This window comes from Micromonospora sp. DSM 45708 (assembly GCF_039566955.1).
Taxonomy (GTDB): domain Bacteria; phylum Actinomycetota; class Actinomycetes; order Mycobacteriales; family Micromonosporaceae; genus Micromonospora.
Genome location: NZ_CP154796.1, coordinates 626906 through 651297 on the forward strand (window position 1 = coordinate 626906; position 24392 = coordinate 651297).

At 75.3% G+C, this 24392-nt stretch carries 20 protein-coding genes; 14 read left to right on the plus strand and 6 right to left on the minus strand.

Annotated features, from left to right (window positions below):
• Window positions 1–9: 9 nt before the first annotated feature.
• Window positions 10–666: a hypothetical protein gene (locus VKK44_RS03115; RefSeq protein WP_343447638.1), complete on the minus strand. Its 657-nt coding sequence runs from the start codon at window positions 664–666 to the stop codon at window positions 10–12.
• Between the two features lie 160 nt (window positions 667–826).
• Between VKK44_RS03115 and VKK44_RS03120 the strand changes: the two genes are divergently transcribed.
• From VKK44_RS03120 to VKK44_RS03155, 8 genes are all read left to right on the plus strand, one after another.
• On the plus strand, window positions 827–1606 hold the full coding sequence (locus tag VKK44_RS03120) for a GNAT family N-acetyltransferase (protein ID WP_343445330.1): 780 nt from the start codon (window positions 827–829) through the stop codon (window positions 1604–1606).
• The gene (locus VKK44_RS03125; protein WP_343445331.1) at window positions 1603–2484 is read left to right on the plus strand and encodes a lysophospholipid acyltransferase family protein; all 882 of its coding nucleotides are present in this window, start codon (window positions 1603–1605) and stop codon (window positions 2482–2484) included. The genes VKK44_RS03120 and VKK44_RS03125 overlap by 4 nt, the downstream gene beginning before the upstream one ends.
• Window positions 2485–2617: 133 nt before the next feature.
• Window positions 2618–3457 (plus strand): DUF4097 family beta strand repeat-containing protein, encoded by an 840-nt coding sequence (locus VKK44_RS03130; protein WP_343445332.1) that lies wholly within the window; start codon window positions 2618–2620, stop codon window positions 3455–3457.
• Window positions 3454–4074, plus strand: a complete 621-nt coding sequence (locus tag VKK44_RS03135; protein WP_343445333.1) for a PadR family transcriptional regulator — start codon at window positions 3454–3456, stop codon at window positions 4072–4074. The genes VKK44_RS03130 and VKK44_RS03135 overlap by 4 nt, the downstream gene beginning before the upstream one ends.
• A gap of 63 nt (window positions 4075–4137) precedes the next feature.
• Window positions 4138–4839, plus strand: coding sequence for a response regulator transcription factor (locus VKK44_RS03140; RefSeq protein WP_088646020.1), 702 nt, complete (start codon window positions 4138–4140; stop codon window positions 4837–4839).
• Window positions 4836–6380 carry a sensor histidine kinase gene (locus VKK44_RS03145; protein WP_343445334.1) on the plus strand — a complete coding sequence of 515 codons (1545 nt, stop codon included), beginning with the start codon at window positions 4836–4838 and terminating at the stop codon, window positions 6378–6380. Before VKK44_RS03140 ends, VKK44_RS03145 begins: the two co-directional genes overlap by 4 nt.
• Window positions 6381–6442: 62 nt before the next feature.
• A complete protein-coding gene (locus VKK44_RS03150; protein WP_343445335.1) occupies window positions 6443–8053 on the plus strand; it encodes a trypsin-like peptidase domain-containing protein in 1611 nt (536 codons plus the stop codon).
• Window positions 8054–8289: 236 nt separating this feature from the next.
• Window positions 8290–9351: a glycosyltransferase family 4 protein gene (locus tag VKK44_RS03155; RefSeq protein WP_458351651.1), complete on the plus strand. Its 1062-nt coding sequence runs from the start codon at window positions 8290–8292 to the stop codon at window positions 9349–9351.
• A 4-nt stretch (window positions 9352–9355) separates the two neighbouring features.
• Here the strand turns inward: VKK44_RS03155 and VKK44_RS03160 are convergent, their stop codons facing one another.
• Window positions 9356–10870 carry a serine/threonine-protein kinase gene (locus tag VKK44_RS03160; protein WP_343445337.1) on the minus strand — a complete coding sequence of 505 codons (1515 nt, stop codon included), beginning with the start codon at window positions 10868–10870 and terminating at the stop codon, window positions 9356–9358.
• Between the two features lie 175 nt (window positions 10871–11045).
• Between VKK44_RS03160 and VKK44_RS03165 the strand changes: the two genes are divergently transcribed.
• The 6 genes from VKK44_RS03165 (at window position 11046) to VKK44_RS03190 (ending at window position 19432) form a co-directional block, all read left to right on the plus strand.
• Window positions 11046–11879, plus strand: a complete 834-nt coding sequence (locus tag VKK44_RS03165; RefSeq protein ID WP_343445338.1) for a patatin-like phospholipase family protein — start codon at window positions 11046–11048, stop codon at window positions 11877–11879.
• Window positions 11879–12901, plus strand: coding sequence for a 1-acyl-sn-glycerol-3-phosphate acyltransferase (locus VKK44_RS03170; protein WP_343445339.1), 1023 nt, complete (start codon window positions 11879–11881; stop codon window positions 12899–12901). The genes VKK44_RS03165 and VKK44_RS03170 overlap by 1 nt, the downstream gene beginning before the upstream one ends.
• Before the next feature lie 56 nt (window positions 12902–12957).
• Window positions 12958–13278, plus strand: coding sequence for a divalent-cation tolerance protein CutA (cutA, locus tag VKK44_RS03175; protein WP_343445340.1), 321 nt, complete (start codon window positions 12958–12960; stop codon window positions 13276–13278).
• 47 nt (window positions 13279–13325) lie between these two features.
• Window positions 13326–16838, plus strand: coding sequence for an SCO7613 C-terminal domain-containing membrane protein (locus VKK44_RS03180; protein ID WP_343445341.1), 3513 nt, complete (start codon window positions 13326–13328; stop codon window positions 16836–16838).
• 146 nt (window positions 16839–16984) lie between these two features.
• Window positions 16985–18037, plus strand: a complete 1053-nt coding sequence (locus tag VKK44_RS03185; RefSeq protein WP_343445342.1) for a fatty acid desaturase family protein — start codon at window positions 16985–16987, stop codon at window positions 18035–18037.
• 243 nt (window positions 18038–18280) lie between these two features.
• On the plus strand, window positions 18281–19432 hold the full coding sequence (locus tag VKK44_RS03190; protein ID WP_343445343.1) for an FHA domain-containing protein: 1152 nt from the start codon (window positions 18281–18283) through the stop codon (window positions 19430–19432).
• A 61-nt stretch (window positions 19433–19493) separates the two neighbouring features.
• On the opposite strand, the gene rocD is transcribed toward VKK44_RS03190, so the two are convergent.
• From rocD to VKK44_RS03210, 4 genes are all read right to left on the minus strand, one after another.
• Complete coding sequence (gene rocD / locus VKK44_RS03195) at window positions 19494–20708, minus strand: ornithine--oxo-acid transaminase (RefSeq protein ID WP_343447639.1); 1215 nt, start codon at window positions 20706–20708, stop codon at window positions 19494–19496.
• Window positions 20708–21523, minus strand: coding sequence for a dimethylargininase (gene ddaH / locus VKK44_RS03200; protein ID WP_343447640.1), 816 nt, complete (start codon window positions 21521–21523; stop codon window positions 20708–20710). Before ddaH ends, rocD begins: the two co-directional genes overlap by 1 nt.
• 395 nt (window positions 21524–21918) lie before the next feature.
• Window positions 21919–22734: a DMT family transporter gene (locus VKK44_RS03205; protein ID WP_343445344.1), complete on the minus strand. Its 816-nt coding sequence runs from the start codon at window positions 22732–22734 to the stop codon at window positions 21919–21921.
• A 194-nt stretch (window positions 22735–22928) separates the two neighbouring features.
• Window positions 22929–24368, minus strand: coding sequence for an RICIN domain-containing protein (locus VKK44_RS03210; RefSeq protein WP_343445345.1), 1440 nt, complete (start codon window positions 24366–24368; stop codon window positions 22929–22931).
• Between the last annotated feature and the right edge of the window lie 24 nt (window positions 24369–24392).

Below are 24392 nucleotides of genomic sequence, written 5' to 3' on the forward strand. Positions count from 1 at the left end.
AGGAGGAGATCAGCCGGCCGGGAGCGCGACCCAGGTGGCGCGCGCCCGGCCGAGCAGCGCGCCGTCCGGACCGTACAGGCTGGTGTGCACCTCGGCCTTCCGCCCCTCGACGCCGACCGCGAGACCGGTCACCACGCACCCGTCGCCCGGCCGGGGCAGCGCCGTGATCTGCGCGGCGATCCGACCCAGCACGTACGGGCGGCCGGCGGAGAGCACCGCCCAGCCGCCCGGGCAGTCCAGCGCCGCCCAGACCGTCGCGGGCACCACGTCGGCCGGCGCGCGGAACGGCGCGGCGGTCCGCCCGTCCGGCAGCCGGCCGGGAAAGATCCGCAGGCCGTCCGGGTGGTCCGGGCCGCACACGAAACAGCCGGGGAACGGGTGGTCCACCAGACCGGGGTACGCCCGCGCGGCGGCCTCGGCCGTCGCCCGGTCCACCGGCGGCACCACCGCGTCCACCGGCCCGACCCGGCGTACCTCGGCGACCAGCCGGCCCGCCGGGTCGCGGATTGCGCCGTCGGCGGCGGTCAGCGGCGTGTCCAGCGGCGGCGGCCGGCGCAACGTGACCTCCACCGGTCCCCGGTCGTCGATCAGCGCGGCGAAGATCCCGGCGCTCCAGCCGCCGTTGCCGGAACCGTCCGGTCCGTGGAAACGGGCCTCGACCAGCACGTGCACCTCCGGATGATGGTCCGCCGGCGTCGTCGCCGGCGGTCGCCCGGCAGCCTCGCACACCCGCCGGCCCGGGTCCGCACGCCGCCGCCGACCGGCGTTCACCGGATCGACATCCCTCCCCCCGGACCCGGCAACCCGAGCCCCTTACACAGGACCCATGGCCGTTCTGCACGCCGCTGGCGCACCCATCACGACCAGCGGTTACACCCTGCTGATCGCCGACGACCCGATCCTGGTCGCCGCCGCGCAACGCCTGCGCCACGAGGTGTTCGCCGGCGAACTCGGCGCCACCCTGCCACCGGGCGCGGCCGGGCTCGACACCGACGAGTTCGACGCCCACTGCGACCACCTGGTGGTCCTGCGCGAGGACACCGGCGAGGTGGTCGGCACCTACCGCCTGCTGCCACCCGGCCGCACCGACCGCCGGTACGCCGACGGCGAGTTCGACCTGACCCCGCTGGCCCCGCTGCGCGACGACCTGGTCGAGGCGGGCCGCTCCTGCGTGCACCCGGACCACCGCACCGGCGCCGTGATCAACCTGATGTGGGCCGGTATCTGCCGCTACCTGCACCTGCGCGGCTCCCGCTGGCTCGGCGGCTGCGCCTCGGTGCCGGTCGCCGACGGCGGGACCGCCGCCGCCGAGGTGTGGGCGCAGGTCACCGACCGGCACCTCGCCCCGCCGCCGCTGCGGGTGACCCCGCGCCGGCCCTGGTTCGCCGAGGCGCCCGCCGTGCCCACGCCGGGGGTGCTCACCCCGGCCGAGCGCCGTGCGCTGGTCCCGCCGCTGCTCCGCGGCTACCTGCGGCTCGGCGCCTGGGTCGGCGGCGAGCCGGCGTACGACCCGGACTTCGGCTGCGCCGACTTCTACGTGCTGTTCTCGCTGGACCGGATGAACCCGCGTCACCTGCGGCACTTCCTCGGCGAGGTGGGATCGTGACACCTCCCCGGGGCGAGGGCCTGTGGCGGCCCGCCTCCGGCTGCGGGCCGCGGTGCCTGCCCCACGCCACCGTCCCGGACGTCTGCGCGCTGCGCCGGGTCGGCCGGCTGCTCGGCGTACTGGGCATGCTGCTGACCGGCGCCGCCCTCGCCGCGTTGCTGCCGCTGCTGCCGGCGGCCGACCGGCGGGCCGCGTTGCGCGCCTGGGCCCGCGCGACGCTGCGCGTCCTCGGCGTACGCCTGGTGGTCCGGGGCCGGCCGCCGCGCCGCCGCGCGCTGCTGGTCGCCAACCACGTCTCCTGGCTGGACATCCTCGCGGTGTTCGCGGTGTCGCCGGCCCGGATGCTGGCCAAGCGGGAGGTCCGGAGCTGGCCGGTGGTGGGCGTGCTCGCCGCGGCGGCCGGCACCGTCTTCGTGGACCGGTCCCGGCCACGCGCGTTGCCGACCACCGTCGCCCGGGTGGCCGACGCGCTGCGCGCCGGGCATCCGGTCACCGTGTTCCCGGAGGGCACGACGTGGTGCGGCGCGCCGTCCGGCTGCCGCCCCACGCACGGCTTCCGCCCGGCGATGTTCGAGGCCGCGGTGGTCGCCGGCGCGCCGGTGGTGCCGCTGGGCATCGGCTACCGGCACGCCGGTGACGCGAGCACGCTGCCCGCGTTCCTCGGCGAGGAGACGCTCTGGGCGTCGCTGCGCCGGGTGCTGGCCGCCCGCGACCTCACCGTGACCGTGACCGTGGCCGCCGCGCTGCACCCGGCCGACGGCGCGGACCGGCGGCTGCTGGCCCGCGCCGCCGAGGCCGCGATCCACCCGGCCCCGCCCCGACGCTTCCCGGTCCCGTTGGTGTCCCCGGTCCCGTCCTTGGTCGATCTGGCGGCCTGAACCTCCCGCACCGACCGGCGGATGAGGGCTGGGTCGGGGACGCGACACAGTCTTGTTGAGTCGCGATGTATCGCGTTATGGTTCTCTCCAAGCGCGGCGTGCCGGGTGGCACGCCGACCGAGGGGAGCGCGTCATGGCCAGGTGGACGGTCGACAGCCCGCGACGGATCACGCTCGACGAGCCGGTCACCCGGCTGGACGTGCGGCTGGTCAGCGGCCGGCTCAACGTGGTCGGCGCCGACGGCCCGGCCCGGGTCGACGTCACCCGGATCAGCCGCCGGCCGGTCGTCGTCGAGCTGCACGAGGGCCGGCTGACCGTCCGGCACGAGCGGACCCCCCGCTGGCCGGGCGTGCTCTGGTGGCTCGGCCAGCTCCGCCGCCGGTTCCGCGCCGAGGTCTCGGTCGCCGTGCCGGCCCAGGCGCTGGCCGACCTGCACCTGGTCGACGGCGCGCTGGTCGCCTCCGGGCTGCGCCGCGACACCCGGGTCGACGTCACCTCCGGCCAGGTCACCCTGATGGGGCTGCGCGGTCGCACCAGGGCCAAGGTCGTCTCCGGTCCGGTGGAGGCGCTCGGCATCGGCGGTGACCTCGACCTGGAGACGGTCTCCGGGGAGCTGATCCTGGCCGACAGCGCGCCCGAGCGGGTGCGGGCCCACGCCGTCTCCGGCTCGATCACGTGCGACCTGGACAACCCGCGGGGCAGCGAGATCCGGCTCAGCGCCATCTCCGGCAGCATCACCGTCCGGGTCCGCGAGGACAGCGACCTCAGCGTGCACCTGCACACCACCTCCGGCCGGATCACCAGCGGCTTCCCGCAGATCTGCGGCGGCCAGCACGGCTTCGGCGCGGTCAAGGACAGCCACGGGGTGCTGGGCGGGGGCGCGGGTAAGCTCTGGGCGTCCGCGACGTCCGGCAGCATCGCGCTGCTGGCCCGCCCGGTCGCGGACGCCGACGACGTGGAGGACCTGCCGTGACCGCCGTGTTCAGCCACGGGCGGCTCCGGCTCTACCTGCTCAAACTCCTCGACGACGGGCCGAAGCACGGCTACGAGCTGATCCGCCTGCTGGAGGAGCGCTTCCTCGGCCTGTACGCGCCCAGCGCCGGCACCATCTACCCCCGCCTGCAACGGCTGGAGGTGGAGGAGCTGGTCACGCACACCGCGGTGGGCGGTCGCAAGGTCTACGAGATCACCGAGGCGGGCCGCGCCGAGCTGCGACAGCGCGCCGACGAGCTGGCTACGCTGGAGGCCGACATCAGCGCCTCCGTGGAGGACCTCTCCGCGCTGGCCGGTGAGATCCGCACCGAGGTACGCGGCTCGGTGCGCGACCTGAAGCGGGAGCTGCGCGAGGTGGCCCGGCAGACCCGGCAGGGCCGCTGGACGCCGCCACCGGCCACCCGGCCCGGCGACCACGACGGTGCGGCCCGACCGGCGGAGGCGCCACTGCTCGTCGAGTTCGACAAGCGGCTGGCCGCGTTCACCGTCGAGGTCGGCGCGCTGGTCCGGGCCGGGCGGCTCAGCGACAACCAGCTCCGGACCGCGATCCGGCTGCTCGACGGCGCGCTCGACGGGCTGCGTCGACTGCTCCGCTGAGCTCACAGGTTGTTTCCAGCCACCACCCAGCGCGACCGCAGCCGGAGCACGGATGATGGGGCCATGGCGGCTACCCAGACCGAGGCTCGACTGCTCGTCGTCGAGGACGATCCCAACATCCTCGAACTGCTCTCCGCGAGCCTGCGCTTCGCGGGCTTCGACGTCGCGACCGCGACCAGCGGCAGCGCGGCGCTGCACGCCGCCAAGGACCACCGGCCCGATCTGGTCGTGCTCGACGTGATGCTGCCCGACCTCGACGGCTTCGAGGTCATCCGGATGCTCCGCGAGGGCGGTACCCGTACCCCGGTGGTGTTCCTGACCGCGCGGGACGCCACCGACGACAAGATCCGCGGGCTGACGCTGGGCGGCGACGACTACGTCACGAAGCCGTTCAGCCTGGAGGAGCTGACCGCCCGGATCCGGGCCGTGCTGCGCCGCACCGCGACCGGCGAGCACGCGCCGTCCCGCCTCACGTTCGCGGACCTTGAGCTGGACGAGGAGACCCACGAGGTGCACCGGGCCGGCCAGCGGGTGCAGCTCTCGCCGACCGAGTTCAAGCTGCTGCGCTACCTGATGCTCAACGCCAACCGGGTGCTCAGCAAGGCGCAGATCCTCGACCACGTGTGGAACTACGACTTCCGCGGTGACGACAACATCGTCGAGTCGTACATCTCCTACCTGCGCCGCAAGGTCGACAACACCCAGCCCCGGCTGATCCACACGCTGCGTGGGGTCGGCTACGTGCTGCGCAAGCCGGCGGCGTGAACGCCGTCCACGACGCGAAGGGCTGGCTGCGCGGGATCCCGCTCCGGCTCAAGCTGGTCACCGCGGTCCTCGCGCTGGTGGCCGGCGCGCTGCTGGTGATCAGCGTCTCCACCGCGTACTTCCTGCACAACTACCTGGTGGGCCGGATCGACGGCGAGTTGGACGACCAGCTCGACCGTGGTGTGACAGTCAGCCAGGAGAACCTCAGCACCCTGCCCACCGACTACATGGTGGCGCAGTGGAACAGCACCTACCAGCGGGTGGCGTTCGCCCGGGACCGGGCACTGAGCGAGCAGGACCTGCCGGCCGGCATCAAACAGCAGGCCTGGTACGAGGAGCACGCCAACGGGAAGGCGTTCACCGCCGACGGCGCGGACAAGCAGGTCCGCTGGCGGATCATGATCCGGCAGGACAGCGACGACTCGTACCGGGCGATCGGGCAGAACCTCGACGACGTCGACCTCTCCGTGCGGCAGTTGCTCTGGATAGACCTGCTGGTGGGCGGCGCGGTGCTGATCATCCTGGCGTCGGTGGGCGCGGGCATCGTGCGTACCAGTCTCAAGCCGCTCGTGGAGATCGAGCGGACCGCGGGGGCCATCGCCGGCGGCGACCTGACCCGGCGGGTGCCCGACCCGGAGGAGGGGCGGGCCTGCCCCACCTCCGAGCTGGGTCGGCTCTCCCGGGCGTTGAACACGATGCTGGCGCAGATCGAGGCCGCGTTCACCGCGCGGGCCGCCTCCGAGGCGGCGGCGCGCAGCGCCGAGGCGGGCGCCCGGGACGCCGCGGCCCTGGCACAGGCGTCCGAGGCGCGCGCCCGCCGGTCCGAGGAACGGATGCGGCAGTTCATCGCGGACGCGTCGCACGAGCTGCGGACGCCGCTGACCACCATCCGGGGCTTCGCCGAGCTGTACCGGCAGGGCGCGGCGCGGGCCCCGGAGCAGACCGCCGACCTGCTGCGCCGCATCGAGGACGAGGCGTCCCGGATGGGCCTGCTGGTCGAGGACCTGCTGCTGCTGGCGCGGATGGACCGGGAACGGCCGATCGCGTTGGCCCCGGTGGAGCTGCCGGTGCTGGCCTCGGACGCGGTGGAGGCGGCCCGGGTGGTCGACCCGGAGCGGCGGATCGAGCTGGAACTGGAACCGGGCGCGGGCCCGCTGGTGGTGCTCGGTGACGACGCCCGGCTGCGGCAGGTGATCGGCAACCTGATGACCAACGCGCTCACCCACACCCCGACGGACGCCGCGGTGACGCTGCGGCTGCGGGCCGAGCCGGGGAACGTCGCCGTGGTGGAGGTGGCGGACACCGGCCCCGGCCTGACCCCGGAGCAGGCCGAGCGGGTCTTCGAGCGGTTCTACCGGGTGGACGCGGCCCGGACCCGGCGGGCCGCCGGGCCCACCAGCACCGGCCTCGGCCTGGCCATCGTCGCCGCGTTGGTGGCGGCGCACCACGGCACCGTCGAGGCGGTCGACACGCCCGGAGGCGGGGCCACGTTCCGGGTGAAACTGCCGCTGCTGCCCGAGACGCCGGAGTCGGGCGAGTGACTTACAGAAAACATTCAGGCGGATTCCAGGCTGGTGACAGTGGCACGGGGAAAGCTGTAGTCATGACCGACCACGAGACCGAGCCGCAGCGGTCGCCGGCACCTGCCGACGCCCAGCCGTCGCACCACACCGCCGAGCTGCCCCGCGTCGAGAGCGGGACATCGGACTCCACCCCGGCCGTCGCGTCGGTTCCGGCCGACTCCCCGGCCGCCGGAACCACCGCCCACGCCGACGCGCCGACCAACCCGTACGCGCCGTCGTCGGACGCGCCGGCCAGCCCGTACGCGCCGTCGTCGGACGCGCCGGGCAGCCCGTACGCGCCGTCGTCCGACGCGCCGGCCAGCCCGTACGCGCCGGCCGGGCCGGGTGGCGGGTACGCCCAGTCGTCCGGCAGCCCGTACGCCCAGCCCTCCGCGCCGCCGTACCCGGCGTCGGGGCAGCCGCAGAACTGGTACGGCTCGCCGCAGCAGAGCGGGTGGGCGCAGCAGGGCGGCTCCGGCTACCCGTCGTCCTCGCCCGCCGGCGGGCCCGTCCCGACGTACCAGGCGCAGCCGTACCCCCCGCACCAGCCGCACCAGGCCGGGCAGCCGGTCCCGCCGTGGGGCCAGCCGCAGCCGGCACGGCCCAGCCGGGCCGGCAAGTTCGTCGGCGCGGGCGCGTTGGCGCTGGCCCTGATGCTCGGTTCGGGCGTGGCGGGTGGCGCGCTGGCCCTCGCGCTCGACGACGGCGGTGGCGTCACCCGCACCTACACGGCCGCGCCGGTGATCAACAGCGCCGACCTGCCCAAGATCGCGGCTGCCGTGCAGGACAGCATCGTCACGATCATGACGGACAGCGGTGAGGGCTCCGGGGTGATCCTCAGCGCCGACGGGTTCGTGCTGACCAACAACCACGTGGTCGCCTCCGCCAGCGGCGACACGGTGAAGGTGGTCTTCGCCGACGGCAAGAACGCCTCGGCGAAGATCGTCGGCACGGATCCGAAGACCGACCTCGCGGTGGTCAAGGCCAGCGGCGTGAGCGACCTGAAGGCGGCGAAGTTCGGCGACAGCGACGGCATGCAGGTCGGTGACCAGGTGCTCGCGCTGGGCAGCCCGCTCGGCCTCCAGGGCTCGGTGACCGCCGGCATCCTCAGCGCCCGCGACCGCACCATCTCCGCCGGTGAGGGCGGCCAGCAGCAGAACCCGCAGCAGGGCGCCAGCTCGATCTCCGGCCTGTTGCAGACCGACGCCCCGATCAACCCGGGCAACTCCGGCGGCGCGCTGGTCAACACCCGGGGCGAGGTGATCGGCATCAACACCGCGATCGCCACCGCCGGGCAGGGCAGCAACGGCAACATCGGCGTCGGCTTCGCCATCCCGAGCAACAAGGCCAAGGACGTGGCCGAGAAGCTCCAGCGCGGCGAGAAGATCAGCCACCCGTCGCTCGGGGTCAGCGTGAACGCCGCGGAGGACGGCGGCGCGATGGTCGCCGCGGTCACCCCGGGCAGCGCCGCCGAGAAGGCCGGCATCCAGCGGGGCGACGTGATCACCAAGTTCGGCGACAAGGTGATCAACGATTCCAACGACCTGGTCGGCGCCGTGCAGGCCGGCAAGGTCGGCGACCGGGTCGAACTCCAGTACAAGCGAAACGGATCCGACGAGACGGCAACCGTGACGCTCGCCGAGACGTCATAGTCCTCGAGACCTACCTCCCTCCCGGGGCGGTGGGCGACGGAGCCAAGGGGGTTGGCTTCGTCGCCCACCGCCCCTCTTCGCGTCCCACCCGGTCCGGGTGAGGCCGGCGCGGACGCCGTTTACCGCGTGCCGCGTCGGGAACCCGCCGCAGATCGGGTACGCCGGGGACCAGCGGGGAGGGACTCGTGGCCGTCAACCAGCCGCTGTCTGACCGGGCGGGGCCGCTCCGGATCGCGATGGTGGTCCCGCCGTGGCTGTCGGTGCCGCCACCCGGCTACGGCGGGTTGGAGACGCTGGTGGCCGGGCTGGTCGACGCGCTGATCGACCGCGGGCACGCGGTGACGTTGTTCGGCGCCGGCACCGAGCACGGCACCGCCGCCGAGTTCGTCTCCACCTGTCCCGAGTTGCAGTACGACCGGCTGGGCGAGTCGCTGCCCGAGCTGGCCCACCTGGCGCACGTCGACCACCTGGTCGACCCGGCCGACTTCGACCTGGTGCACGACCACAGCACCATCGGCCCGATGGTGGCCGGCCGCCGCCGGGTGCCCACCGTGGCGACCGTGCACGGCAACCCGGTCGGCGAGTACGGCACCGTGCTCAGCAACACCGACCGGGGGGTCGGCCTGATCGCGATCTCGCACGCCCAGCGCCGGGCGAACCCGGCCCTGCCGTGGGTCGGCACGGTGCACAACGCGATGCCGCTGCGGGACTTCCCGCACAAGCACGCACCGGGGGCCGGTCCGGTGCTCTGGCTCGCCCGGTTCAGCCCGGACAAGGGCCCCGACGTGGCGATCCGCGCCTGCCGGGTGGCCGGGCTGCCGCTCACCCTGGCCGGCAAGTGCAACGAGCCGACCGAGCGCCGCTATCTGGAACAGGTGGTGGAGCCGTTGCTGGGCGAGGACGTCACGCTGGTGGTGAACGCGGACCGGGACGCGGTGCTGCGGCTGCTGCTCGACGCGCGCTGCCTCGTCATGCCGATCCAGTGGGCGGAGCCGTTCGGCATGGTGATGGTGGAGGCCATGGCGACCGGTACGCCGGTGGTGGCGTTGCGCCGGGGCGCGGTGCCGGAGCTGGTCCGTCCCGGGATCACCGGGCTGGTCTGCGACCGCGCCGAGGAGTTGCCGGCGGCGCTGCGCGCGGCGGCCGACCTGGACCCGGCCGACTGCGTCGCGCACGTCGCCGAGAGCTTCTCGGTGGAGCGGATGGCCGCCGGCTACGAGGCGGTGTACCGGAGCTTCCTGGCCGGGCAGGCGACGGCGGACGGCCCCCGGGCGGTCGCGCGGCTCGTCGCCGGTTGACCGGTCAGGTGCGTCCGACCACCAGCGCCGCCGCCGCGGCGTCGAGCTGCCGCGCGTACCCGGGGCTGATGCTGCCCTCGCGCCGGCGTTCGGCGATCTTGCCGCGGAGTCGTGCCACCGCGGCGGTCACCGCCTCCCCGTTGCTGGCGGCCACCGCGTTGCGCAGCAGGTTGCGCAGGTCCACGCCGACGTCGCTGCGGATCTGACCGTCGGTCAGCCCGGCCTCGATCAGCCCGTCCACCCGTTCGGCCGCGTCGGCCGGCTCGTCGGTCGGCGCGGCCGGGACGGTGGTGGCCGGCCCACGTGTCGGCTCGGGCGGCGGCGTGGTGGCCGGCTCCTCGTCACCGGGCGACGCGCCGGTGGGTGCCTCCACCGGCCCGGCGGTCGGCAGCACCCGGGGCTCGACCGGCCGGTCCGGGGTCAGCGCCGGTACCAGCAACGCGGCGGCGGCCACCAGCACCACCCCGGCGCCCGCCAGCGCGAGGACCCGTCGCCGCCCCGCCCCGCCGGCCGGCGCCGGTGCGCCCGCCGGACCGGGGGCCGCCGGACCGGGTGGGGCCGCCGGACCGGGTGGGGCCGCCGGAGGCGACGGGACCGGGACCGGCTGGGTCGGCGGGGCCGCCGCGCGGGTCAGTGCGGGCAGCGTCACGGTCGGCGCCAGCATGGTGGCGGCCTGCGGATCGGCGGGGAGCAACTGGTCGCGGAGCACGGCCGCCACCCGGTGCGCGGTGGGTCGGTCCCGCGGGTCCCGGGCCAGGCAGCGCAGGCAGATGTCCGCGACCGGCCGGGGCAGGCCGGGTACGCCGTCGAGCGTGGGTGGCGCGTTCTCCGCCAGCGCGGCGCTGAGCTGCTCCCAGGTGTCCGCCGGGTACGGCGGCTGGCCGGTCAGCGTCTCGAAGAGCAGCACGCCCAGCGAGTAGACGTCGGTGGCCGGCTGGGCCGGCGCCCCGTCCAGCCGCTCCGGCGCCACGTACGCCGGCGTGCCGAACGTGCCGCCGTCCTCGTCCTCGTCCGGTGCCCCGACGCGGGTGGCGATGCCGAAGTCGAGCACCTTCGCCCCGATGCCGGTCATCATCACGTTGGCCGGTGTGACGTCCCGGTGCACGATGCCGAGCCGGTGCGCCGCGGCCAGCGCCTCGGCCACCTGCGCGCCCGTCTCCACCGCCGCCGGCCAGGGCAGCGGCCCCTCGGTCAGCCGGTGCTCGAGCTCCTCGCCGCTGAGCAGCTCCATCACCACGAACGAGGTGATCGAGCCGTCCGGTGCCACCGTCTCGCCGTAGTCGTGCACGGCGGTGACGTGCGGATGGTCGAGCTGGGCGGCTGAGCGCGCCTCCTCACGCACCATGTCGCGGAACCGGGCGTCGGCGGCGAGCGAGGGGGCGAGCACCTTCACCGCCACCACCCGGTCCAGCACCTCGTCGCGGGCCCGCCAGATCACCGACATGCCGCCGGCACCGATCCGGTCGATGAGCCGGTACCGCCGGGCCAGCAGACGGCCGGCCTGGAGTGTCGCCTTCACCTCGCACCTGCCTGGGCTCGGGAGCGCTACCAGGTTGCGGGAATGTGTCCGGCCTGTCAACGGGCGTCCGGAACCCCGTCACGATCCGCGCGTCGACCGTGGCGCACCGTGCGCGGCCGGGCGCCCCCGCCGGCACGACGGGCCGGACCGCGCGCCACGTGCCAGGATGAACGGCATGGCAGGCGGTCCGGTGGCGTTCGTGCTCGGCGGCGGGGGAGTGCTGGGGGCGGTCGAGGTCGGCATGCTGCGCGCCCTGTTCCGCGCCCGCATCCGGCCCGACCTGGTGCTCGGCACCTCGATCGGCGCGGTCAACGGCGCCCTGGTCGCCGCCGACCCGACCGAGGCGGTCACCGACCGGCTGGTCCGGCTCTGGGCCTCCCCGGAGGCGAGCGAGGTGTACGGCGACTCGGTCGCCCGGCAGCTACGTCGCTTCGCCGCGCGGACCCACCTGCACTCGCCCCGCCCGCTGCGCCGCCTGCTGGAGAGCGAACTGGGCGAGTCGACCACGTTCGCCGACCTGGCCGTGCCGTTCCGGTGCTGCGCGGCGAACATCGAGCGCGCCGCCGAGTACTGGTTCTCCGACGGGCCGGTGGTGCCGGCGGTGCTCGCGTCCGCCTCGGTGCCCGGGCTGCTGCCACCCGCCCAGATCGCCGGCCAGCACTACATCGACGGCGGGGTGGTCAACTCGATCCCGGTCGGGGAGGCGGTGGCGGCCGGCGCGACGCAGATCTTCGTGCTCCAGGTGGGCCGGATCGAGCGCGAGCTGAGCCCGCCGCGTCGGCCGTGGGAGGTCGCCCAGGTCGCGTTCGAGGTGGCCCGCCGGCACCGGTTCGCCCGGGAGATGGCGGCGTTGCCCGACGGCGTCGAGGTGCACGTGCTGCCGACCGGTGGGCTGGAGCCACGCGACGACAGCCCGTGGGCGTACCGGGACATGGCGGCCGTGGGGCGGCGGATCAGCCGGGCGTACACCGCCTCCCGCCGCTACCTGGACACCGCGCTGGAGCGTTGATGCCGCTGCCACCCCGCTGGCTGCGCCGGCTGCTGCTCGCGCCCGGCGTCGTGCTGCTCGCCGTCGCCGTGGTCACCACGCTGCCGGGCTGGGCGCTGCTCGCGCTGGCCGCGTCGCCGCTGGTGCCGGGGCGGCTGCGCCCGCTGCGGCTGCTCTGGATCGGCACCGTCTACCTGGTCTGGGACGCCGCCGCGCTGCTGACGCTCTTCGTGCTCTGGCTGGCCTCCGGGTTCGGCCGGTACAAGCGGTCGCCTTCGTTCCAGCGGGCCCACTACGTGGTCGCCGGCCGCTTCCTGCGGGTGTTGTTCTGGCAGGCCCGGTGGACGCTGCGACTGAGCATCGACGTGGTCGGCACCGACCCGGACACCGCGCTGCCCGGCCGCCCCGAGCTGGTGCTCTGCCGGCACGCCGGGCCGGGTGACTCGTTCATCCTGATCCACGCGTTGGTGAACTGGTTCCACCGGGAGCCCCGCATCGTGCTCAAGGAGAGCCTCCAGTGGGACCCGGCGATCGACGTGCTGCTCAACCGGCTGCCCAACCGGTTCATCGCGCCCGGCGCGGACGGTCGGGAGTCGGCGGTGCGGCAGATCAGCCACCTGGCGACCGGCCTCGACGACGACGACGCCTTCGTGATCTTCCCCGAGGGCGGCAACTTCACCCCGTCGCGGCGGCTGCGGGCGATCGCCCGGCTGCGGTCGCTCGGGCTGGAGCGGATGGCGATGCGGGCCGAGCGGATGCAGCACGTGCTCGCCCCGCAGCCCGGTGGGCTGCTGGCCGCGTTGGACGCCGCGCCGGACGCCGGGGTGGTCTTCGTGGCGCACACCGGCCTGGACCAACTGCTCACGGTCGCGGACGTGTGGCGTGAGCTGCCGATGGACAAGCGGATCGTGATGCGGTTCTGGTCCGTGCCGCCGGCGGAGATCCCCGCCGGCGAGCAGGAGCGCATCGACTGGCTATTCGACTGGTGGGCCCGGATCGACAGGTGGATCGCCGCCAACCGGGACGGCGCGGCCGACGCCTGAGCGGCTTTCGCGCCCGGTTGCGGCGGCGCGGCCCGGACGCCGCGTAGGGTGCGCTGGTGGATCAGATCTGCGTGGTGACGACGGTGGTGGACGCCCGCCGGGTGGCGGACGTGTTGGCGGCTGCGGCTGTCGCCGGCCGCCTGGCGGCCTGTGCCCAGGTCGGCGGCCCGGTGGACAGCACCTACTGGTGGCAGTCGGCGATCCAGACCACCGCCGAGTGGTCGGTGCGTTTCAAGACCACGCCGGACCGGGTGGACGCGCTTGTCGACCAGATCCGGGCCAGCCACCCGTACGAGGTGCCGGAGATCCTGGTCGCCCGGGAGGACAGCGGCAACCCCGACTACACCGCCTGGGTACACGAACACACCCGTCCCTAGGTACCCCTACTCTGTCCGCCCGCCCCGCCACCGGCGAGGCTGGCCGGGTGGAGAACACCGGCTACCCCTGCCCCGGGTGCGGCGCACCGGCCGACCTCGTCGCCGGCTGCCGCGCCTGCGGTCGCCCGCCCTACCCGCCCGCCGCCGAGGTGGTCCGGTTGGACCGGGAGATCGCCGCGCTGACCCCGCGGGTGGACGCCGCCCGGCTCGCGTACCAGGAGCTGGCCGGCCGGCTGTCCACGGTCCGGCAGCGACGGGCGGCGCTGGCGGCCCGGATCCGTCTGGAGATCCCCGCGCCGCGCCCGGCCGTCGCCGCGGTGCCGCCGCAGCCGGTGCGGCCGGCGCCGCCCGTGGCCGCGCCGGTCCGCGCCGGCGGGGCGGAGACGTCCGGCCGGGCCGTGCAGGGCCTGCTCTTCGTGCTCGGTGGACTGCTGCTCGGCACCGCCGCGATCGTCTTCACCGCGGTCGCCTGGGCCGCGTTCGGGGTGGCCGGCCGGGCGCTGATCCTGCTCGCCGTCACCGTGCTGGCGCTCGCCGCGCCGCTGCTGGCCCGGGCGCGCGGGCTGCGCGGCACCGCCGAGACGATCGCCGCGGTGGGGCTGCTGCTGGTGCTTCTGGACGGGTACGCCGCCTGGTCGGTGGACCTGTTCGGGGTCGCCGGCTGGCCGGGCAGCCGGTACGCCGCGCTGGTCGCGGCCGTGAGCGCCGCCGTGGCGGCCGGCTACGGGCGACTCAGCCGCCTGACCGCCCCCTGGTTCGCGGCGTGGCTGGCGGCCCAGCCGGTGCTGCCGCTGGCGGTGGCGGCGGCCCGGCCGGCGGCGGCCGGGTGGGCGCTGGCCCTGACCGTGTTGGCGCTCGGTGACCTGGCGGTGGTGGTCGCCCTGCGACGCCGGACCGCGGCCGGCCCGGTGCTGGCCGGCGGCGCGGTCCGGGCCGGGCAGGTGCTCGGCCTGCTCGGGCACGGCGTGGCGCTGACCCTGGCCGCCGGCTGCGCGCTGGTGCCGCTGGCGGTCGGTCGCGCGGCCGGTACCCCGCTGCTGGCCGGCGGTCCGCTGCTGGCGGTGGCGCTCGCCTCGGTCGTGGGCGCGGGCGCGGCCGGCGGCCGGGTGTGGCGCGCGGTGACCGCCGGGCTGCTGGTGCCGGTGCTCGCCGCCGCGCTGGTGCGCCCGGTCGCCGCCGAGCGTCCCGGGCTGCTGCTGCTCGCGGCCGGGCTCGCGGTGGCGGTGCTGGCCGGTGCGGTCCGGGCGCTGCCGGCGCGGCTGCGGACCGGGCCACGGGTCGGTGCGCTCGCGGTGGCCGCCGGGCTGGGGCAGGTCACCGTCGTGCTGACCGGCGTGGTCGCCGCGGCGACCGCGGTCGCCGCGTTCCGGGCCGGGCCGGGCGGGTCCGTGCCGTCCTGGGGTTGGCAGCTACCGCCCGCGCTGCTGCTCGTCGCCGGCGCGGTGGCGCTGCTGACGCCCCGGGCCGCCCGGCCGGTGGTCGGGGTGGTGGCCGCCGGGCTGGCCGTCCTCGCCGCGCCGGCCGTGGCCGGCACGCCGTGGCCGGCGGTGCTGGTCGCCGACCTCGCGGTGGCCGCCGCGCTGCTGCTGGGCGCCGTGGTCCGGCCGCGCCGGGGCCGGGTCGTCGTCCCGGTCGCCGCGTCGACCGGCGCGGTGCTGGCCGGGCACGCGCTGCTGGTCGGCTGCGCCGCACCGGCCGGCGCCGTCGCGGTGCTCGCGGTGACGGCCGTGCTCGGCGTGACGGTGGCCGCGCTCGGCCGGCGCGGCGCGGGCACCCAGCCGGTCGTCGCCGGGCTGGCGCTGGCCGTGGCGCTGCTCGCCGTACCGGCGGCGGTGGCCGTCGCGCTGCTCGGCCTGGGCGCGCCGACCTGGTGGCAGGTGCGGGGCGGGACGGCCGCCGTCGTGGTGCCGGTGGTCGCCGTCCTCACGGTCCGCCGTCGGTGGCCCGACCTGACCGGGTACGCCTCGACGGGGCTCGCGGTGGCGCTCGCCGTGGTCGGCCTCGGGCCGCTGGTCGTGCCGGGCCGGGAACCGGTGGCGCTCTACGCCGCGGCGGGAGTGCTGCTGGCGCTGGCCGGCGGCGGTGGGACCCGGCCGGCGTACGCCCTGCGGGCGGTCGGCGCGGCGCTGGCCGGGCTGGCCCTGCTGGCCGCCGCGCCGGGCGCGCTGGCGGTGCTGGGGGACCTGCCGGTCCGGCCCTGGTCCGGGGTGCCCGCCGGCACGGTGGCCCCGGCGCAGGCGGCCCGGGCCGGGCTGACGCTGCTGCTCCTGGGTGCCGCCGCGGCGGCGTACGCCCGGATCGGGACGCCGGTCGGCCGGCGCGTGCTGGCGGCGCTGCCGTTCGGCGCGGTGGCCCTGCCGGTGCTGCTCGCGGCGGCCGGCGCGCCCTGGCCGGTGGTGCCGGCGGTGGCGTTCGGCATCGGGCTCGCCGCGCTGCTGACCGCCGCCACGGCGGGCCGGGGCCTGGCCGCCCCGGTGGGCGACGCTCCGATGTCGGCGGCGGGTGCAAGCGGCGTCGCCGCGGCGGGTGCGCGTCCGGCGTCGACGGCCGGCCCGGCGGGTGCCCGACCGGCGTCGGACGTGGGCGGGTGGCCGGCGGTGCTGGTGCTGCTGGGGGCGGTGCTCGGTGGGTTCGGCTTCGGCGGCCTGGTCGCCACCCGGGCGGGGACGCTGGTCGGGCTGGGGGCGCTGGTGGTGGCCGGGGTCGTGGCGGGCGTGGCCGGGCGGCCGGGCGTGGTCCGGTCCGCCGGTTGGCTGGGCGCGGTGGCCGCGGCCACCGGCTTCGCGGTCACCGCGCCGCTGGCCGGCGGGCTGCCGCTGCGTACCGCCGGGTTCACGGTGCTGGCCGTCGCGGCGGTGACGCTGCACGCGGCCCCGGCCCTGCGGACCACCCTCCGGCGGGCGGGGGCGGCGCTGGAGGGGGCGGCGCAGGCGGTGGCGCTGCTCGCGCTGCTGCTCACCGCTGGCGCGTTGCGCCACGCGGCGGCGGTCTGCGTGCTGTGGGGCGTGGTCGTGGCGGTCCGGGTGCTGCGCCGGGGTGAGACGCCGGCCCGGCGCACCGGTCTCGCGGCGGTCGCGGGCGGCAGCGAACTGCTCGGTGGTTGGCTGCTGCTGGCGGCCGGCGGGGTGGCGGTGCTGGAGGCGTACACGGTGCCGGCGGCGGTGCTCGCCCTCGGCGCGGGCCTGCTCGCGCTGCGGCGCCGACCCGGGCTGACGAGCTGGCTGGCGCTCGGCCCGGGGCTCGGCGCGGCGCTGCTGCCCAGCCTGGTTTCGGTGCTGGTCGCAGCGGACCCGCAGCCGCTGCGCCGGCTGGCGCTGGGCGTGGTGGCGCTCGGCGCCGTGCTCGGCGGCGCGGCCCGGCGCTGGCAGGCGCCGGTCCTGCTGGGCGCGGCCACGTTGGTGCCGCTGGCGCTGCACGAGCTGGCCCGGAGCTGGGATCTGCTGCCCCGCTGGATCTTCCTCGCGCTGGGGGGCCTGGCGCTGATCGGCCTGGCCGCCACGTACGAGCGGCGCCGCCGCGACCTGACCCGCCTCCGCGCCGCCGTGACCCGCCTGACCTGAGCGACAAGTCGTCCGCCGGCCAGGGGTGGGGGCAACCCTACCGGTGGTTCGGGGGATGGCGGGATTACCCAGGGCCACGAATTTCGGCAGGATGGTGACCGAGGGTCACGGTTGGCCGTGGCCCACGGCAAGCGGGGGGAGCGCGCATGACGACTTCGACGGTGGCGGCACCGGAGGGCAGGCGGGGCAGCGACTACGCACGCCTGTCCCGCCGGGTCGCCGAGGCCGGGCTGTTCGACCGGCGGCCGGGCCGGTACGCGGTCCGCATCGCGCTCACCCTGGGCGTGTTCCTGGCCGGCTGGGTGCTGGTGGCGACCGTCGGCGACTCCTGGTGGCAACTGCCGCTGGCGGCCGGCATGGCGGTGGCCACCACCCAGGTGGCGTTCCTCGGGCACGACGCCGGGCACCGGCAGATGTTCCGCCGGCGCGGGCCCAGCGAGGTTGCCGGTCTGGTCGCCGGCAACCTCGCCGTGGGGCTCAGCTACGGCTGGTGGGTGGACAAGCACAACCGGCACCACGCCAACCCGAACCACGCCGACGAGGACCCGGACGTCGGCGCGGGCGCGTTGGTCTGGACGTACGAGCAGGCGATGGCGACCCGGGGCCTGGGCCGGTGGCTGGCCCGTCACCAGGCGTGGCTGTTCTTCCCGCTGCTGCTGCTGGAGGGGCTGGCGCTGCACGTGGCGAGCATCCGGGCGCTGGCCGACCGGCAGCCGGACGGCCGGTGGCGCGTCCCGGTGCGGCACCGGGCGGTGGAGGCGACGCTGCTCGCGGCGCACACCGCCGGTTACGTCGGCCTGCTGCTCGCGGTGATGTCACCGGGTAAGGCGCTGCTCTTCGCCGCCGTGCACCAGGGACTCTGGGGCCTCTACATGGGGTGCGCGTTCGCCCCGAACCACAAGGGCATGCCGATGCCCACCGCCGACGACGACCTCGACTACCTGCGCAAGCAGGTGCTCACCGCCCGCAACGTGCGCGGCGGCCGGCTCGTCGACCTGGCGCTGGGCGGTCTCAACCACCAGATCGAGCACCACCTGTTCCCGAACCTGCCGCGCGCCAACCTGCGCCGGGCCCGACCGCTGGTCCGGGCCTACTGCGCCGAGCAGGGCATCCCGTACGCGGAGACCGGGCTGGTCGAGTCGTACCGGCAGGGGTTGGCGCACCTGCACGACGTGGGGCGACCGCTGCGCGCGGGCTGAGCCGGGCGGGCCGGGCGGGGGCGTCGAGGGGGGTCCCCGCCCGGGGCGGCCGGCGACGCGCCCCCCAGAGGCCACCGCCCGCCGGTGGCGTGCGCCGCTTCCGGCGTGCGCCGGAAGGCCGTCGTCGGACGCGGCCGGTAGGGTCGTCGCAGTGGTGGGACGGGGGCGTCACCGGGGTGACGCGCGGCGCGGCGGGCGACCGGCCGCGACCGGGTCAAGCGACGACATGGTGCGGAGCGCGGCATGAGATTCGAGATCAGCAAGGTGCTGGACGCCATCGAGGGGCGGGTCTGCACCGACCCGTCGCTGGCGCGGGCCGTGGTCGACCTGGCCGAGGTGATCCGCTGGCAGAACCTGGACGGCGGCCGACCGGCCAGTCTGCTGCGGCTCGGGATGGTGATCGACGCGTTGTCCCGGCAGATCGGCGAGGACAGCGTCCAGGTCTACGCGATCGTGCACCGGGCGCTGCTGTCCGACGCCGACCTGACCTCCAACGAGCGGATGGTGGTCCGCCGCTGGGCCGACGACGGCCTGGTGGAGGTGCTCGACCAGCCCGGCGACCGGATGCTGGAGGTGGCCGACCTGCTCGGCCTGCCGGTGCTCACCCGGGCCCGGCTCGACGGGCTCGTCGGTCGGTACCCCTGGGTCGGCCAGGCCGGCCGGGTGCTCGCGCCGGTGCCCGGCGCCGGCGGGCCGGTCTTCATCGCGCACGTCGGCGGCGGCCAGGACCCGGTCACCGGCACCCGCTCACCGGCCGGCGTCAAGCTGCTCTCCCGGCAGTGGCGCTGCCCCGAGCCGGGCTGCGCGCTGTTCGGCGGCGGCGGGGGCGGCGGCGCCTTCGCCGACCTGGCCGCGATCGACCGGACCCCGTCCGAGCAGCCCCCGCCCACGCTGCGCACCGGCGTGCCGACCTGCCCCCGGCACGGCAGCCGCCTCTCCGACGCCGGGCAGCGCCCCCGCAGCGAGGTGCTGGCGGTGCGGATCGGCGGGCTGGTGCGGAAGCGGTTCGTGCTCACCGAGACCGAGCCGGTGGCGGTCGGGCGGGCCCCGGACGGCCCCGGCGGCGTGACGCTCGGCCAGTGGCTCAACGACGAGGCCCGCCGCTGGATCAGCCGCAGCCACGTCCGTTTCGACCTGGGGCGCGGCGGCGAGGTGGTGGTCACCGACACCAGCACCAACGGCTCCGGCATCCGGCCCGGCGGGTCGATGGTCGAGACGGAGCGGATCCCGCTGCCGCCGCAGCAGTCCCGCGCGCTGGGCGAGGGCGACCTGATCGAGCTCTACCCGGGCGTGCAGATCGGGCGGGCCGCCGAGACGACCAGCGACGCCACCTACACCCCGAACTCGGTGATGGCCGAGGCGCCGACCATGGCGATGCGGCTGCCGCGCCCCTGACCGACGGGCGCGAAGGGCACCGGGACCGTCGTGGTCCCGGCGCCCTTTTCCGCGTACGGCGTCAGCCGGCCAGCACGGCGGCGAGCTGCGCCACCGCGTGGTCGATCTCGTCGGCGGTGATCACCAGCGGCGGGGCGAGCCGGATGGTCGAGCCGTGGGTGTCCTTGGCCAGCACCCCGCGCTCCATCAGCCGCTCGCACGCCTGCCGGCCGCTCATCAGCGCCGGGTCGATGTCGACGCCGGCCCAGAGGCCGCGCACCCGGACGGCGACGAGACCCTTGCCGAGCAGCGCCTCCAGGCCGGCCTTCAGCCGTTCGCCCAGCTCGGCCGAACGGCGCTGGAACTCGCCGGTGGCGAGCAGCCGGACCACCTCGGTGGCGACCGCGCAGGCCAGCGGGTTGCCGCCGAACGTCGAGCCGTGCTGGCCCGGCTGGAGCACCCCCAGCACGTCGGCGTTCGCGGCCACCGCCGACACCGGCACGATGCCGCCGCCCAGCGCCTTGCCGAGCAGGTACATGTCCGGGACGACGCCCTCCAGGTCGCAGGCGAACGTCGCGCCGGTGCGCCCCAGACCGGACTGGATCTCGTCGGCGATGAACAGCACGTTGCGCTCGGTGCAGACCTCGCGCACGCCGGGTAGGTAGCCCTCCGGCGGCACCACGACGCCCTGCTCGCCCTGGATCGGCTCCAGCAGCACGGCCACCGTGTTCTCGTCGATCGCCTCGGTCAGCGCGGCCAGGTCGCCGTAGGGGACCACCGTGAAGCCCGGCGTGTACGGCCCGAAGTCGGCCCGAGCGTCGGAGTCGGTGGAGAAGCTGACGATGGTGGTGGTGCGGCCGTGGAAGTTCCCCTCCGCCACCACGATGTTGGCCTGGCCCGGCGCGACGCCCTTGACCTGGTAGCCCCACTTGCGGGCGACCTTGATGCCGGTCTCCACCGCCTCGGCGCCGGTGTTCATCGGCAGCACCAGTTCCTTGCCGCAGAGCGCGGCGAGTTCCCGGCAGAAGTCGGCGAACTGGTCGTGGATGAACGCGCGGCTGGTCAGCGTGAGCCGGTCGAGCTGGGCGTGCGCCGCCTCGATCAGCTTCGGGTGCCGGTGGCCGAAGTTCAGCGCCGAGTAGCCGGCCAGGCAGTCCAGGTAGCGGCGGCCGTCCACGTCGGTCAGCCAGGCGCCCTCGGCCGACGAGATCACCACGGGCAGCGGGTGGTAGTTGTGCGCCGTGTGGCGCTCCGCGTCCCGGACCGCGGAGGGCGTCCGCAGCATGTCGTCGATGATCACTTGATTGCCTTTCCCTGACGGAGTCGCAACGTGCAGCACTTCGGTCCGCCGCCGGCCTTGCGCAGCTCGGACAGGTCGATCCCGATGGTTTCGTAACCCCGGTCGCGCAGCTTCGCGGCCAGGTCGACGGCCTGCGCCGGCAGCACCACGTGCCGGCCGTCACTCACCGCGTTCAGGCCCAGCACCTCGGCGTCGGCCATGGTCGCGTGGATCGCGTCCGGGAAGAGCCGGCGCAGCACCGCCCGGCTGCCCGGCGAGAACGCCTCCGGCAGGTACGCCACGGTCCGCTCGTCGAGCACGGTCAGCGCGGTGTCCAGGTGGTAGAAGCGGGCGTCCACGAGCTGCATGGTGACCACCGGGTAGCCGAAGACCTCCTGGAGCTGCGCGTGCGAGGCGTGCGCGGTGCGGAACCCGGTGCCGGCGAGCAGGTGGTCGCCGACCAGCAGGACGTCGCCCTCGCCCTCGTTGACGTGCTTCGGGTCGTACATCTCGAAGCCGGCGGCCTCGAACCAGGCGCGGTACGCGGGCGCCTCGTCGGCGCGCTGCGGGTCACGGAACTGCACCGCCATGGCCCTGTCGTCGATCACCGTGCCGCCGTTGGCCGCGAACACCATGTCCGGCAGGCCGGCGACCGGGTCGATCAGCTCCACCTCGTGGCCCAGGTCGAGGTACGTCTGGTGGAGCTGCTCCCACTGCCGGATCGCCAGGTCGGCGTCGACCGGGGCGGTGGGGTCCATCCACGGGTTGATCGCGTAGTCGACGGCGAAGTACGTCGGCCGGCACATCAGGAAGCGCTGGCGGGTGGCGTCCATCGTCATGTGGTGCTCCCAGGGTCGGACGCGCCCGGCCACGGTCGGCCCACGGGCTGGCGCCGTGGCTCAACCGTATGCGCCCCGACACGACGACATCCACCGTGAGAACTTGCGTGGAGCAGCGGATCGTTGCGTCTACCGGCTCCAGGCCGGCCGATCGTTGCGTCTACGCGCTCCGGGTCCGTTCGGCTCCCGCACCACCGCTTCTCGGGCGTGCGCTGTTCGTGCACGGCCGCCCGGGTGGCGAGTCGGCCGGGGCGGGAAACACTTCGGGGGCGGCGAGATCGCCGCCCCCGAAAGAGGTGTTACCCGGCCGGTGAACCACCGGAACTGCCCGGTGAACCACCGGAGCTGTATCGGGCTGCCGGTCGCTGCCGGCGATCGGAGAAGTGCCCTCAGAACCGATCGACAAACTGTGAATCAAGCCACTCGCGGAACCGGCCCACCCACTCGCCGTCGGTGGTCGGCCAGTCGAACTGGCCGGTCATCGCCACGATGCCGAGCACCACGGCGGCCAGGCCGACCAGGATGCCGATCAGCGCGTCGGTCTTCCCGGCCACGTGCCGGCGTCGGGTGGCGATCAGACCCAGCACCGCCAGCACCGCGCCGACCGCGCCGAGCCCGATGCCGTAGCCGGCCAGCGTGCCGGAGAGCACGAAGACCGCGCCGACCACGGACACGATCAGGCCGAGCGTGGCGAGCAGGCTGGCCCGCGGCTTCTTCGTCAGCTCCGGGGCGAGTTCCCGGTCGGGTCGGCCGTCGCCGTCCAGGTCGACGGCGCGGTCCGGTCGGCCGTCCCGGTCCAGGTCGACGGCGCGGTCCGGTCGGCCGTCCCCGTTCAGGTCGACGGCGCGGTCCGGTCGGCCGTCCCCGTTCAGGTCGACGGTGTGTTCCTGGGTGGGTTCCGGGTCGACGGGCCGCGTCGGCCGGCCCAACGGCCGGCTGGTCGCCGCCCGTGCCGAGGCGGCCCGCTGTGCCGCCCGCCGCTCCGCCTCGCCGGTACGCGGCACGGTCTCGACGCGCGCGGCGTCGGTGACCGGCCCGGTCTCGGCGGTCCGCTCGGGGTCGGCGGCCCGCTCCGCCTCGGTGGCGGTCGCGTCGCTGCGGTACGTGGTCCGTGCCGCGTCGCGGTCGGTCACCACCGGCCGACCGGCCGTTCCGTCCGCGACCGGGGTCTCGTCGCGGGCGTCCACCACACCGTCGCCGTTCACATCGGTACTACGCGCCGGAGAGTTCCGGCGGGACAGGATGTTCACGTTGGTACCTCCTGATACAGGCGCGGAGGCCGCGCATGACAGTGAGGAGGTACCCAGGCGTGCGGAAATCGACACCCGGTGACGGCACCGGGCCGGCCCGGCCGGCGTCGGGTCGGCGGGGACGGCCCGACGCCGTCAGGCGGGCGGCGTCACGACTGGGTGCGTGACCACTGCTGGTTGGTGCCACCGCCGCAGGTGTACTGCTGGACGTCCGCACCGTCGCCGGTGGCGGCGTCGACCACGTCCAGGCACTTGCCGCTGTGCCGGGCGCGGAGCTGGAAGTAGCTGCCCACCGCGGCCCACTGCCACTGCTGGTTGGTGCCCCCGCCGCAGGTGTACTGGATGATGTTCGCGCCGTCGGCGGTGGACGCGTCGGCGACGTCGAGACACTTGCCGCTGTTGGCGTTCACGAGACGGAACCAGCCGCCGCCGGCGTCCTGGAACTCCCACCGCTGGTTCCCGCCGCCGTTCCACGTCCACTGCTTGACCTCGGCGTTGTTCGCCGTGGAGTTGCCGATCACGTCCAGCACCCGACCGCTGTGTCGGGCGGTGACCCGGTAGGAGACGGGCGCGTCGCCGGTGACCGTCCCCGCGGCCGTGTCGATGGTGACGGACGGGTACCAGGTCAGGCTCATGCTGGTGCTGGTCGGGAACGAGATCGGCAGCCACACGTACTGCGAGTCGTTGACCGGCCCGCCCCACGCCCCGGCCCACCGGTCACCCAGGTAGAGGTAGCTGGTGGCGGCGGTGCCCTGGATCGGCAGCACGAAGGCGGGCTGCGAGTTGAACGTGGTGCCGTTGCCCACGTCGGTCCAGCCGGTCCACGGGCCCGAGATGCTCGGCGCGGTCGCGTACCGGGCCTGGTTCGGACTCCAGCCCGTCGCGCCGGAGGTCAGCAGGAAGTACGTGCTGCCCCGTTTGAACATCGCGGGTGCCTCGCGGTGCGCGCCGTCCCAGAAGTTGCCGACCAGGCCGGCGACGTTGAGATAGTCCGACGTGAGCCGGTAGATGTTCAGGTCGTAGTTGTCGTCGGCCGCCGAGATCATGTACGCGGTGCCGTTGTCGTTGTAGAGCGTGATGTCCCGGGACATGTGCTGCCCGAGCGGCCGGAAGCTGCCGTGGTACGTGTACGCGCCGTCCACCGTCGTCGACGACGCGACCGCGGCCCGCGCCTCGTTGTAGTCGGACCCGTTCTCCTTGTGCATCCACATCACGAACCGGCCGGTGCCCGCGTTGTAGATGACCTTCGGCCGTTCGATGTTGGCGCCCCGCAGCTCGGTGGCCGACGACGGGGTGAGCACGTTGTTGCGGAACTCCCAGGTGCGCAGGTCCGTGGAGCGGTAGACGGAAACCGCCCGGAACGTGTTGTCCGGGTTGCGGTTCTCGCCGAACCAGTAGTAGTAGTTGTCGACCTTGAGGACGCCGCCGCCGTGGGCGTGCACCACGGCGCCGCTCGTGTCGGTGAACTGCGTGCCGTTGGTGACGGTGACCGGCGCCGCCAGCGCGCCCGTGGCCGGCCCGACCAGCACCGCCGCGACGGCCACGGTGAGCGCCGCGAGGGCCGCCCCGAGTCGTCCGCCCCGGCTCATCCGGTCGTTTCCTCCGTGGGGGAC